This is a genomic window from Embleya sp. NPDC059213, from assembly GCF_042754445.1.
GTDB lineage: Bacteria > Actinomycetota > Actinomycetes > Streptomycetales > Streptomycetaceae > Embleya.
Map to the genome: position 1 here is coordinate 1 of NZ_JBHZAV010000249.1, position 12,010 is coordinate 12,010.

The following is a 12,010-nucleotide window of genomic DNA, read 5'->3' on the forward strand; positions in this document are numbered from 1 at the left end:
GGCGCGGGTCCGCTGCCGGGCGCGGGTCCGCTGCCGGGCGCGGGTCCGGTGCCGGGCGCGGGTCCGGTGTGCCAACTACCCGATGGTGGACGGTGGTTCGGTTCGGGACAGGGCTCGGGCGGCGGCCTCGGCGAGGGCGCAGGCGTCTGCGACGCAGTCGTAGTCGACGTGTTCGGGCAGGTCGGTGTGCAGGTGGTAGTGCGGGATCAGCTTCTGGTCGTCGACCGAGACCAGGGTCGCGGTGGGGTAGCCGTGCCGGTTGGGCACCACGCCGTCGGTGGAACTGCGTGAGCGTAGTCCGGTCAGCACCGGGATGTCGTTGCGGGTGGCGCACTCGGAGAGCAGGTTGTTGAACGGGACGTCGTAGGGCTCCATGCGCAACGGGCCCTCGGCCTCCAGCAGGACCAGGTTGCCCGAGCCCACCGTGTCCACGTTGAGGAACCACGTGCGGTCGCGGTCGAGTTGCGCGAAGTGGCGGCGGGCGAAGCCTCGAATGCCCTCCTGGAGCGCTTCCTCGGCGCCGGCCGAGACGAGCAACACCCTCACGTCGTCGATGGGTTCGGCGCGCAGCGTGGCGGCGAGCGCGACCAGGACGGCGACCCCGGACAGGTTGTCGTTGGCGCCCGGGACCGCGCGGCTGCGGCCGATCTGGGTGAACGCGGCCGTACTCACCGCGGCCAGGGCGATCCCGGCACGGCGCACGCCGTCGGCGCCGGTGGCCGCGCCCAGCGCGATCAGGGCGGGGCCGGCGACCACCGGCCACCACAGCGGCGGGTTCTCGCTCGCCCGGTCCACCAGGTGCGGGTAGCGGGTGGCCAACCAGCGTGCGGCCCGCTCGTCGAACACCGCCCCCGTGGGCGCCGCGTCGTGATGCGCCGTCACCACGAGGGTGCGCGCGGCGTCCGGGTCGCCGACCGAGGCGACCACGTTGTACGCGCTGCGCCGTCGGCCGCCGAGGGCGCGGCGGGCGTATTGGCGGCGATAGGAGATATCGTCGGCCACGCCGAGACCGGCAGCGGCGGCGATCAGCGTCGCCGCGACCCGCGAACGCCCGGCGAGCAGACCGGCCACCGTGGCGATCGCGGTGAGTGTGCCGATCGGGCGGGCGTAGGAGGCGTATGCGGGCTCCTCCTCGACCACTGCGTCCCGGGCCCCGAGTTCGCGCAACATCGCCGCGATCTGCTGCGCGGCCGCGCGTTCGCCGGGCGAGGTGGGCAGCCGCTCGATCTTGGCCAACGGCTCTATCACGGCTCGGAGTTCGGCCTCGGAGGGCCGACGGGAGCGCTTTTTGGGGCGGGTTGGGCGTTGCGGTTCGATTGGGCGCTGCGGGCCGGTTGGGCGTTGGGCGTCGCGCTGTTGTCGGGCGTCGCTTTCCGGGTGCGGGTCGGGCTCCTGGTGCGTGCCGCTGCCCCGGTGTGGGTCAGGCTTTTGGTGTGCGTCGCTGTCCTGTTGTGGTTCGTGCTCCCGTTCTGCGTCGCTTCCCCCGTGGCTCGTCATTCCGCCACGATGCCACGCCCACCCGCGCCCTGTCCGCCCGTCGAGGACCGGCCGAGAGCCGGACACGAGCCGGACGCGGGCCGGCCGAGGAGCACCCGAGGCCGGCCCGGCACTAGCGGCGGCCGGGTGCGTCCACCACCCCCGGCAGCTCCGGGGTCCCGTCGGGCAGGGTGACCGGCGTGGCGTTCTTGCGCGTGGCCAGTACGGCTCCGCCCAGGATCAGCACGAACGACGCCCCGATCGCGAGCGTGAACTTCTCGTCCAGGATCAACACGCCGGCCGCCACCGCGACCGCCGGGTTGACGTACGTGATCACCGTGGCCCGGGCCGCGCCCACCTCGCGCACCAGCTCGAAGAAGATCACCATCGCGATCGCCGTGCACACCAGGGCCAGCACGCCCATCGCCCCGAGCGCCTTGCCGCCCGGCACGTGCGCGGGCCACTGCACGGCCGCGAGCGGTATGTACACCAGCGCGGTGAAGCCCAGGCACACCACCGTCATCGGCAGGCTCGGCACGTCCTTGAGCCGCCGCTCGGCCACCAGCGCCGCACCGGCGTAACACAGCGCGGTCGCGAGCACCTCGACCGCCGCCCACGGATCCCCGCCGCCGAGCGTCGGCCCGGCCAGCACCGCGACCCCACCGAACCCGATCGCCAGCCCGACCCAGCGCACCGCCCCCATGCGCTCGGTACCACCGGTCAGATACACGAGCACCGCCCCGAAGATCGGCACCGACGCGATCAACAGCCCCGTCGTCGAACTGGACAACCGCCGCTCGGCGTCCGAGAGCATCCACCAGGGCCCGACGAACTCGGTCACCGCGAAGACGAGGAGCGGCCACTTGTACGGAGTGAGACCGCGCAGCCCGGCGCCCCGCAGCGCGAACGGCAACAGCAGCAGCGCCCCGAGCCCGGTACGCACGAACACCAGCACGCCGGGCGACACCTCGTCCACCGCGACCTTGATCAGCAGGTACGGGATCCCCCAGATCACACACATGCACGCGAACAACAACGCTCCACGACGACTCACGGCCCCGTGTCCCCTCAATCTCTGGTGCTCGATCGAAGAGGATGATCAACCACGCGGGGCCGATCGGTCTAGAACGTTGTTGCGCGGCGGCGTGCTGCCGTTGTCGCGCAGCACACTGGTGCGGTAGCCGGCGGGGGTCACCCCCAGCACCCGGCGAAACCACCGCCCCAGGTGCGCCTGGTCCGCGAAACCGACGGCGAGCGCCGCCTCGGCCGGCGTCCTGCCCGCGGCGAGCAGCACCTTGGCGCGGGCGACCCGGTGCTGGGCAAGCCAGGCGTACGGGGGCAGGCCGACCTCGTCGCGGAACGCGCGCAGTGTCTGGTAGCGGGAGAGTCCGATCCCGGCCGACAACTCGCTCAGCGACGGCGGGCGCACCAGCTGATCGGCGAGCCGCTCGCGCACCGCGCGGGCGACCCGGGCGGCGTCCGGCGAGCCGTGCCGATCGGCCGGGTTCCGTATCGCGTACCGCCCGACGAGCGCCCGCAGCGCCTCCACCACGCGGGACTCGCCCTCGAACGCGTCGCCGCCGGCGGTCAGGTGCACGTGAACGGCGACCATCTCGGCGGCCAGCCCCGGGTCGGCCACGAGCAGCGACGGGAAGTGCGGTGCGGGGCCGGGCAGATCCTCGCCGACCAGGGCCGCCGAGGGGTAGAAGACCCGGTAGGCGTACCCCTCGGGGATGCCGGGCCCGCCGGTGTGCGTCTCGCCGGGCTCGGCGACCACGATGGTGCCGGGCCCGGATCGGTGCACCGCGCCGCGGTAGCCGATCTGCTCCACGCCTTCGATACAGACCCCGATCGCGTACTCCTCGTGCGCGTGGGGTGCGTACCGGTGCCGCCGAAATCGCGCGGTCATCAGGTCGAGCGGAGTGTCCTCGACCCCGTATACGCGCGTCCACACCGCGGACTCCCCACGCCCGCGGTCGGAGGCGGCGGGCGGGGCGGCATCACTGAACAAACCTCCCGAACCACCCGGGCTGCCCGGCACTCCGAGGTCACCATTCATGTCGATGCGCTCTCAAATACCCGTGCAGGGGCCGCCCCGGCACGATCGGCTCGAACCACTCCTCCGGCCCGGGGTCCGACAGCCGCAGCTCGACCGACTCCGGATCGTCCGACGCCGCGTCGCTGAACGTCACGAACGCCGCCTCGACATCGTCGTCGTACAACCCGTGCCGCTCCAACAGCGACGCCGCCTGATCCACCAACAACCGCAACGCCATCTCCTCCGCAAAGCACGAGGGCGGCGCCCACTCGTTCGCGCCGAGCCGCCCGGTGACCGCGACGGCGGCCACCACGAACCGCCGAACGAACCCCTCCTCCAGGATGGGCAACGCATCCAGCACGAAAAACGAAGCCCCATCCGCCTCGCGAAGATTCACCAGATCCGTGAACAGCAGATCCACGAGCACCCCGACCGAACTCGCCACGGCCCCGGCCGCAAGCCGAGCCTTCTCCTCGGGCACGTCCGGCTGCGCGGTGTCCGGCTCACACCCGAACGCGTCCAGCCCGAACGCCCGCACCCCCGCCGCCTGCCGCTCGATCCGCAGCCGCTCCTCCGGCATCGGCCGTCGTGCCCGCAACGCCGGATCCCCCGCCGGCGCGTCCGGCCCGTCCGCCGCGAGCAGACTCTCGTACACCAACTCCTCGTGAAGCTGCACCTCGCTGCGCACCACCCGCCAATCCGCGAGCAACACACTGGCCTCCAACACCGCCAGCACCATCTGCCGCGCCCCGCGCTCGGCCGCCTCCAACGTCGGCGCATCCACCGACATCAACACCGCGGCCCCCTCCGACCCGGGCGTGACCCGAAAGTCCACCAGGTCCACCCCGACCCCATCCGCCTCCTCGAACCCCTCCACGGACTCGAGCCCATCACTCAGCAACGCCCCGACCCCGAGCCGCTGGAGTTCATCCAGATCGGGATAGGTCTCGAGCGGCACGACATCGACATTCACCGGATAAGCCACCCCAAGATCTTCCCGGACCCACCCCCCTCCCCACGCCCGACACCACCGAACAACCACGTGGCGGACCACCCCCCAAAGTGCGATATGGTTTCGGTGTTCGGCCAGCCGGACACCGGGACGTGGCGCAGCTTGGTAGCGCACTTGACTGGGGGTCAAGGGGTCGCAGGTTCAAATCCTGTCGTCCCGACGGTGTTCAAGAGGCGCTGACTTAGGCGAAAGCCCAGGTCAGCGCCTCTTACTGGTTTAGACCACAAGTCAGTTGGACGAGGCGTCCAGGATCGCTTGGGGACCATTTGGGGACCACGCGGGGTTCAGATGCACCTGCAGCGCCTCCGAAGCACTGGTGACCAACCGCAGTTCGGGGTGCAGATATCGCTGCGTCGTCGACAGCGATCCATGCCCGGCGATCTTCCGCAGCACGTGCACCGGGACCCCCGCGTCGGCCATCCACGTCAGCCCGGTGTGACGCAACCCGTGCCGCAACAGGAACTCGTAGCCCTGCGCCGCCACGACCTCGTCCCAATGCGTGGCGTCGCGCAGGATCGCCGTGGTGATCCGTCCCCCACGCGGCCCGGTGAACAAGCGGGTCATCGGGTCGGGATCAGGCCCGGCGAGCGCAATCCGGTGGAGCACGAGCGGACGCACCAGCGGGATGATCGGCACCCACCGCCGCCGCTTGCCCTTGGTGCCCTTGTCCACCAGGCCACCCGGCGAGGTCGTGGTCTGGCGGCACAGGTTCCACATCCACGTCGTCGTGTCGATGTCCTTGATCCGAATCCCGGACACCTCTCCGATGCGCGCTGCGGTACAGCCGGCGAACCGCACCACGTCACCCCAACCGCGATAGCAACCGTGTGAGCGGGCGACCAGCGCGTCGGCCAGCCCGTCGAGCGCGGCCCAGTCGCGCAGGGCGAGCGCGCGCGGGTCGTCGAGCTCGTCCTCGGCCGCGCGATACGCGTGCTGCCAACCGGTCACGCGGGCGGGATTCGTCTCGATCAGCCCGTCCCGCTGGGCCTGTTGCATGACCCGCACGAGGATCGCGATCGTGTTCTTGACCGTCGACAGCCCCGCCCCGTCCTCGATCCACCCGTACACGGCCCGGTCCACCGCGCCGTACGTGACGGTGTGCACGGGCAAGTGGCCCAGCCACGGCTTGACCCTCATTCGCCACCCGGCCAGGTAGGGGTCGGTGGTCTTGCGCTCCAGCCCGCGCATGGCCATGTCCATGACCAGGTCGCCGTATTCCGCCAACGGCATCACAGCCATCGCCGGATCCACGCCCGCAGCCGCCAACTTCCGCAACCGGTCGATCCACGCCTCGGCCTCGTCCTGCGTGTCGTGCGCCTCCGAGACCGACAGTCGCTGCCCGCTCACCGGATCGATCCATCGCAACCGGGCCCGGTACGGCGTCGGCCGCCCCGGCCGAAACTCGATGTCGTCGGACAGGCTCATGCCCGTGGGCGGTATTCGAGGTGGCATCAGGCGGCCACCTGCGGATCCACCCGGCGACTCGCCAACCACGCCTCCACATCCGCCGCGCTGTACACCGTCGTCCGCGCCGACAACGGCACGAACGGCGGTCCCTGCACCGGCCTTCCGGTCCGCCACCGCCGCAACGTCGACGGATCAACGCCCAGCAGCTCGGCCACCTCCTCGGTGGAATACCAGCCGCCCTCCAACATCCCCGCCCCGGCCATGTCCCGCTCCGCGCTCGCCGGCCGAACCCGCGTCCGATGCAGATGACGCATCTTCACCACCCCTGTCCGTACTGGTCGTTCTCATACCGGCCCGTTATCGATGCCTGTTCCCGAAGTACCGAGGACCGGCTATCTGCACGCGCCGCAACCGCCACGCGCCGGGCCCGTCTGCGCAACGCACATGCGGTCCGATCGCTGGGCCGTCCTCGGCGCGACCGCCGCAACGGCGTTGTTGTGTCCGGTCTTTCACGTGCCGGGGCCCTCCCGCGTGGCGCCCTCGTCGATGTGGGCAAGGCCGGCCGGGAGAAGGGGCGGCTCCAGACCCCGGTCACGCATCCGCGCGCGCAGATCCCGCAGGGCCAAAGTGTCCTCGAACGCGAGCCGCTCGTACTGCGCCGCAACCTGCCCCAACCGCTCGTGCTCGGCCGGATCGAGGTTGACCGTGGCCAGCCGACGCCGATCATGCGCCAGGCGGCCGGAAGCCGAGGCAGCCTCGACCGCGACCGCGTGGTGCCGGAACGCTTCCAGACGCGCGCGTGGCGAGCCCGAGGGAGGCAACTCGGACAACGGCGTCTCCCCCGTGAACCAGGCGAGCGCATCCCAGGTGTCGACGACGGCGCCGGGAATCGGGGCCACGGTGGCAACCTCACCGACGGGAAACAGCAAGGCGACCGGCGGCACGTCCAACGCCTTGGCCAGAACCACCAACTCGGTCACGTCGAGCGATTCGCGCCGCCCGATCTCCAGATTCGCCAGCACCCCACGCTGCATCTCCACACCCAGCGCCGTACACGCGTCCGCGAGCTGCTGGGCACTCATCTTCCGCGCCTTGCGATGGCGCCGCACCTCACCGGCGACGACCGCCACCAGATTCAGCACCTGCTCATTTTGCGTCATGTGAGCACAGTACAGCACAATCATGTCACGCAGTTAGACATACCTCGGCAATGAAGCGCCTTAGAGCGCCTCAGCCATAGTTTTGCTCCATGACGGAACACAGTGAACTGGCCGATGACACTTGAGAACGGCCGTGCAATGCCGCCGATGCGGTCCCAAGGAGTGAAAGCCGACTCTGGACGTGGGCTGACACCAGGGGCCGACCAAGCCTGCGCACAACGCGCAGCGGCGTCACACCGGCCGCCCCTCCAGGAGACCCCACCAACGTCCGGCAGCAGCTACGCGACGAAGCGCACGTCGACGAATCCCTTAGGCTCCGTCCCCGTGAGCCACGGACACGGCTCGAACCGTCGCCCCCTGCTTTGTAAGTGCCGAAGGAATGCTGACGGAGGGTGCCACAGAGGGACGCTGTGTCCCGTTTTGAATCCGTCTGATGCCCCGAAATCGGGTGCCGATACCGCCGGATGTCGGCGGGTGCCGGAACCGCCGTGCACGCGCCGTACGCGCAAATGCGTGCACTGGTCGGAGGTTTCTATGATGCGCCCCGGGGCTCTTCCGGGTCGCATCACATCGTGAGGGGGGCACGGGACCAGCCTTTCGGGTGGTCGCGCCGTCGTAGTGGTGACGAACCCGAAGCTTGGTTCGTAGCGTGCCGATCGGGTTCCTTTCTTCGGGCATGGCTTGCACGCACGTGCAGCTGTGATGGCTTTGCGCGATAGGACCGTCCGAAGTGTTCGGTGGGTGGCCTCATCGCCGATTGGGATGCGTGGACCGGATCGCCAGCACTGATACGCGGTCGGCCACCCTCGCGGAACCCCTCGGTATTTCTTCCTCGGAGGGGAGGTGTGTGGTGGCCGGGATCTGGGTTGGAATGGATATCGGCGGGACCCACCATCACTACGTCGCGATCGACGACGACGGAAACACGCTGCTATCACGTCGGGTGGCCAACGACGAAGCCGACCTGCGGACGTTGCTCCACCACCAAGGTCAACAACTCGTCTACCTCCCCGGCCGATTCATGCACAGTGCTGCGGGCTTTTATCCCGGCGAGGGTAAGTCCGACGCCCGCGACGCGGCGATCCTCGCCGACCAAGCCAGAGTGCGCCAAGACCTGCGAACCTTGTCCCCACCGGACGCGATCACAGTCAACCTCGCGCTGCTCACCGCACGCCGCGTCGACCTGGTCTGCGACCGCACACGCGTCTACAACCGCACCCACAGCCACCTCAGTACCATCGCACCGGCTCTTGGCCGGGCACTCGAAGTCCGCCTACAGGGACCTCTGATCCTGCTGGGCAGCTACCCCACACCGACAGCCCTACGAAGGATCGGCCAGCACCGCTTGACGGCGTGGCTGCGAAGGCGACACATCCGACGAGCGGACGCTCTGGCGGAACGCGCCCTGACCGCCGCCCACCGTCAACACGTGATCGTCCCGGGCGAAGAACTCACGGCCGCCCTGATCACCGAACTCGCCCACGAAGCCGTCGAGTTGCAACGGTGCATTCGCGAGGTCGAGCACCGGATCACGGCCCAGTTCCACACCCATCCCGACGCCACGTTGATCACCAGCATGCCCGGCATCGGCGACGTGCTCGGCGCCCACTTCGTCACCACACCGGCGGCGACCTCACCCGCTTCGCCAACGTCGGAAGCCTCACCGCCTACGCCGGCCTCGCCCGATACCACACGACAGCGGCCGGGTATCGGGCGTACGTCGCCGCCTCCACAACTACAACCGACCCCTACTCTTCACATCCGAACATCGTCCCCACCCAAAGGAAACTCACTGTCAGTGCCAGCAGTTAGTCTCCAAAGCCATGACATCTGCGGACCTACCGGCAGCCGACCATCACGAGCCGAGGCGGGCAAGAGGTGCCATTAGTTTAAGGCTGGCCGCGCCACAGGTAGCTGGCGAATGGCACCCCGTTCGTAACGGTGAACTCACTCCAGATTCGGTTGCAGCAGGGTCGAGCCGGAAAGCATGGTGGCTCGGTCCGTGTGGCCACGAGTGGCAAGCAGTGGTCCACAGCAGGAGCCGTGGATGCGGATGCCCCTACTGCGGCAAGCGCAGAGTGGGGTACGGCAACGACCTGGCGACTCAGTTTCCGGATGTGTCTCGCGACTGGCACCCCACCCGAAACGGAGACGTCCAACCGGACCGAACCGCACCCAAGTCGAACAGGAAGGTGTGGTGGCTGGGAACCTGCGGTCACGAGTGGGAGGCGATCGTAGCGAACCGCACAGCCAGGCGTTCCGGATGCCCGTACTGCGCTAATCAGAAGGTCGGGTATGGCAACGACCTCGCCACGCGGCACCCGGAACTCACAGCGCAGTGGCACCCCACCCGCAATAATGGCTTGTCACCAGAGCAAATCTCTTACGGTGCACGACTCAACGCATGGTGGCGCTGTGCCAGCGGCCACGAATGGCAAGCCATGGTCTTCAAGCGATCTGCTGGAAGCTCGTGCGATCGGTGCAAGCTCATTGGCGCATCGGAGGTGGAGCTGAGAGCCTTCGCCGAGCTTCGCCAGGTGTTGAGCGGCCACGTGAAGCCGCTTAGGCGCGACGTGCGCCTAAAGGCGCAGCATAGACAACGTCTGCGGGTGGACATGATCCTCGGCGATGTCGCCGTGGAGTACGACGGTTTCTACTGGCACAAGGACAAGGTCTCGCTTGACCGGAAGAAGACGGATCGGCTGCAACGGGCCGGATACCAAGTGATTAGGGTACGCGAGCACCCACTGCCTCTGACAGGCCCGTGCGACACTACGGCACCGAGAGCCGCGAGGCCCTTCCACGTGGCAGCAGCGGTCCTGCAAAAAATGCTCGACGAGGGCTTCCTCCTCACAAGCCCTGCGCGACAAGCGGCCGTGACTTACATTGCCGCAGGCTTGCTCGTCGCCCAGGAAGAAGCGGACCGAGCCGTCAACGCGCTGCGCGCCCAAGACCACGGTTCCAGATCCCTCGCTGCGCAATTCCCTCTCATCGCCAAGCAATGGCATCCTCACCTGAACGGGGAGTTGTCCCCGCAGCAGGTCACTGCTGGCTCGGGGAAAGAGGTGTGGTGGCTGTGCACGGAAGGGCACACATGGCGGGCCAAGATCGACCAGCGGGTCGGCAAAGGTACAGGATGCGGCTTCTGCTCCGGCCGCTACGCCACCGAGACAACCTCGCTCGCAGCACGCAGACCTGACCTCGCCGCGCAGTGGCACTCCACGCTCAACGGCACCCTTCTACCCTCAGATGTCACGCCCCATACCCGGCGTGTGGTGTGGTGGCTCTGCACCGAGGGGCATGCCGCCGAAGACTCCGTGGCCAACCGAAGCAAGGGCATGGTCTGCCAGCACTGCCCCCACTCACGCAGAAGTTGAAGGGCCGGTGAACGCAAGGACGAACACGGCCACGGTCCGCCGGGGACCGGCGCATCACAGCGCATCCGACAGTCGGGTGTTTCCCCGATGTATGGACATCGAAGACACGGGATCTTGATGGTTCAGGAGAAAGGAGTCCCCGCAGGGGCAGGCCACCAAAGTAAAACGTGCAGTCCCAGACCGGGATCACGACCCGAAACCGCGGCCAGGACAGCCACGCGCAGAACAGCCGAGCCCGCCGCCCGCCGATCCTCGGCCTCTCGCCCCGATGATGCTGTGTTTGCCCCCAGGCTGCTCGTTCCACTGCGGCGACGGAAGCTTCAGCCGACCATTCACGCGCAAACGCGTGTACTGATCGGAGGTTTCTGTGATGCGCCCCGGGGTTCCTCCGGGACACATCACCTCGTGAAGGTGGCGCGGGAACAGCCTTTCGAGTAGTTGTGCCATCGTGGTGGTCACGAAGTCAAAGTTTGGTTTGTGACATGCCGATCGGGTTCCCTTCCTCGGGCATGGTGGCCTCATCGCCGATTGGAATATGTGGATCGGATCACTGGCACGGATTCGCGGTCGACCCCCTCCCGGAATCCGGAACCCTTCAGTGCTTCCGGATCACTTCGGCTTGCTCCCCAGGGAGACTTGCTCGACGCCCTCGCGTAGCCCGCAAGACCCACGCTGAATGGAGGGTGCAGACCTGCGCCACCCTCCTCACCATTGCGCGGAGGTAATCCCGATGAGCCTCGGGTTGACCCAGTGTGACAACGTCCGCTGGTGTTCACGTGGTGAATGAGCCTGAGCCGTCGCCTGTGGCGGGGTCGATGCCCTGGCGGGCGAGATCTGCTTCGCGTCCGGCGCCAGCCTGGTTGAACGCGGCCACCGCCGCCTGCCACGACCGTTCCACCTCCGTCTCGTCTCGCTCGGCGGCGACTGCCGTCTGCGCCCACGCGACCCGGGCGTAACCCGCCTCCGCCCACGCCTGGTCTCGCGTGAACTGCTCCACTGCCGAGTCCAACACGGCGAATGCCTCGTCGAATCTGCCCAATTCACGCAACGCCTCCCCGAGCCCCACCCAGGCGCGGGCTTTGCCGTGGGTATCGCCGAGGGCGTGGAAAGTGCCGCAGGCGTGCTCGTGGGCGGCAATGGCCTCATCGAACCGGCGCACGTCGCGCAGAGCGGCGCCGAGGTTGGTCCACGCCCCGGCTTCGCCGTGGGTATCGCCGAGAGCGTGGTAGGTATCGCGGGCGTGCTCGTGGGCAGAGACGGCATCGTCGGACCGGCGCATCTCGCGCAGGGTGACGCCGAGGTTGTTCCACGCGCCAGCTTCGCGGTGGGTGTTGCCAAGGGTGTAGTAAATGTCGCGGGCGTGTTCGTGGGCGGTGACGGCGTCGTCGAATCGGCGCATCGTGTGCAGGACGGCACCGAGGTTGGTCCACGCGCCGGCTTCGCGATGGGTGTCGCCGAGAGCGTGGTAAACGTCGCGAGCATGCTCGTGGGCGGCGACGGCTTCGTCGAACCGGCGCATCTCGCGCAGGGTGACGCCAAG

Annotated in this window: 10 protein-coding genes, 1 tRNA gene and 1 pseudogene; 4 read left to right on the forward strand and 8 right to left on the reverse strand. The window is 68.5% G+C overall.

What is annotated here, in order from left to right:
* Positions 1-75: 75 nt before the first annotated feature.
* From ACFXMF_RS43560 to ACFXMF_RS43575, 4 genes are all read right to left on the reverse strand, one after another.
* Positions 76-1,248 carry a M28 family peptidase gene (locus ACFXMF_RS43560; RefSeq protein WP_360325005.1) on the reverse strand — a complete coding sequence of 391 codons (1,173 nt, stop codon included), beginning with the start codon at positions 1,246-1,248 and terminating at the stop codon, positions 76-78.
* A gap of 361 nt (positions 1,249-1,609) precedes the next feature.
* Positions 1,610-2,530, reverse strand: coding sequence for a DMT family transporter (locus ACFXMF_RS43565; protein WP_379987685.1), 921 nt, complete (start codon positions 2,528-2,530; stop codon positions 1,610-1,612).
* Positions 2,531-2,575: 45 nt separating this feature from the next.
* On the reverse strand, positions 2,576-3,430 hold the full coding sequence (locus tag ACFXMF_RS43570) for an AraC family transcriptional regulator (RefSeq protein ID WP_360324999.1): 855 nt from the start codon (positions 3,428-3,430) through the stop codon (positions 2,576-2,578).
* 94 nt (positions 3,431-3,524) lie between these two features.
* Positions 3,525-4,487, reverse strand: a complete 963-nt coding sequence (locus ACFXMF_RS43575; protein ID WP_379987687.1) for a hypothetical protein — start codon at positions 4,485-4,487, stop codon at positions 3,525-3,527.
* A gap of 125 nt (positions 4,488-4,612) precedes the next feature.
* Here ACFXMF_RS43575 and ACFXMF_RS43580 point away from each other — a divergent pair.
* Positions 4,613-4,686, forward strand: a tRNA-Pro gene (locus tag ACFXMF_RS43580).
* A 68-nt stretch (positions 4,687-4,754) separates the two neighbouring features.
* On the opposite strand, the gene ACFXMF_RS43585 is transcribed toward ACFXMF_RS43580, so the two are convergent.
* The 3 genes from ACFXMF_RS43585 to ACFXMF_RS43595 form a co-directional block, all read right to left on the reverse strand.
* Positions 4,755-5,951 (reverse strand): tyrosine-type recombinase/integrase, encoded by a 1,197-nt coding sequence (locus tag ACFXMF_RS43585; RefSeq protein WP_379987689.1) that lies wholly within the window; start codon positions 5,949-5,951, stop codon positions 4,755-4,757.
* 26 nt (positions 5,952-5,977) lie between these two features.
* Positions 5,978-6,247: a helix-turn-helix transcriptional regulator gene (locus ACFXMF_RS43590; protein WP_379987691.1), complete on the reverse strand. Its 270-nt coding sequence runs from the start codon at positions 6,245-6,247 to the stop codon at positions 5,978-5,980.
* A gap of 195 nt (positions 6,248-6,442) precedes the next feature.
* Entirely contained in the window at positions 6,443-7,117 is a 675-nt protein-coding gene (locus ACFXMF_RS43595; protein WP_379987693.1) for a helix-turn-helix domain-containing protein, read from the reverse strand.
* A gap of 826 nt (positions 7,118-7,943) precedes the next feature.
* On the opposite strand from ACFXMF_RS43595, the gene ACFXMF_RS43600 reads away from it, so the two are divergent.
* The 3 genes and pseudogenes from ACFXMF_RS43600 to ACFXMF_RS43610 all read left to right on the forward strand — a co-directional run bounded on the left by ACFXMF_RS43600 (position 7,944) and on the right by ACFXMF_RS43610 (position 10,470).
* Positions 7,944-8,981: an IS110 family transposase gene (locus ACFXMF_RS43600; protein WP_379987694.1), complete on the forward strand. Its 1,038-nt coding sequence runs from the start codon at positions 7,944-7,946 to the stop codon at positions 8,979-8,981.
* Positions 8,917-9,564: pseudogene (locus ACFXMF_RS43605) on the forward strand (zinc-ribbon domain-containing protein); the annotation flags it as partial. The gene ACFXMF_RS43600 and the pseudogene ACFXMF_RS43605, both read left to right, overlap by 65 nt.
* 144 nt (positions 9,565-9,708) lie before the next feature.
* Positions 9,709-10,470: a zinc-ribbon domain-containing protein gene (locus tag ACFXMF_RS43610; RefSeq protein ID WP_379987756.1), complete on the forward strand. Its 762-nt coding sequence runs from the start codon at positions 9,709-9,711 to the stop codon at positions 10,468-10,470.
* A gap of 772 nt (positions 10,471-11,242) precedes the next feature.
* Here the strand turns inward: ACFXMF_RS43610 and ACFXMF_RS43615 are convergent.
* Positions 11,243-12,010: tetratricopeptide repeat protein (locus tag ACFXMF_RS43615; protein WP_380021163.1), on the reverse strand; the 768-nt coding region annotated here is incomplete at its 5' end.

What these genes read in the sequence shown, in the direction of transcription:
- ACFXMF_RS43585 (WP_379987689.1), bottom strand. Translation starts at nt 5,951, where the DNA reads ATGAGCCTGTCCGACGACATCGAGTTTCGGCCGGGGCGGCCGACGCCG.
- ACFXMF_RS43590 (WP_379987691.1), bottom strand. Translation starts at nt 6,247, where the DNA reads ATGCGTCATCTGCATCGGACGCGGGTTCGGCCGGCGAGCGCGGAGCGG.
- ACFXMF_RS43595 (WP_379987693.1), bottom strand. Translation starts at nt 7,117, where the DNA reads ATGATTGTGCTGTACTGTGCTCACATGACGCAAAATGAGCAGGTGCTG.
- ACFXMF_RS43610 (WP_379987756.1), top strand. Translation starts at nt 9,709, where the DNA reads ATGATCCTCGGCGATGTCGCCGTGGAGTACGACGGTTTCTACTGGCAC.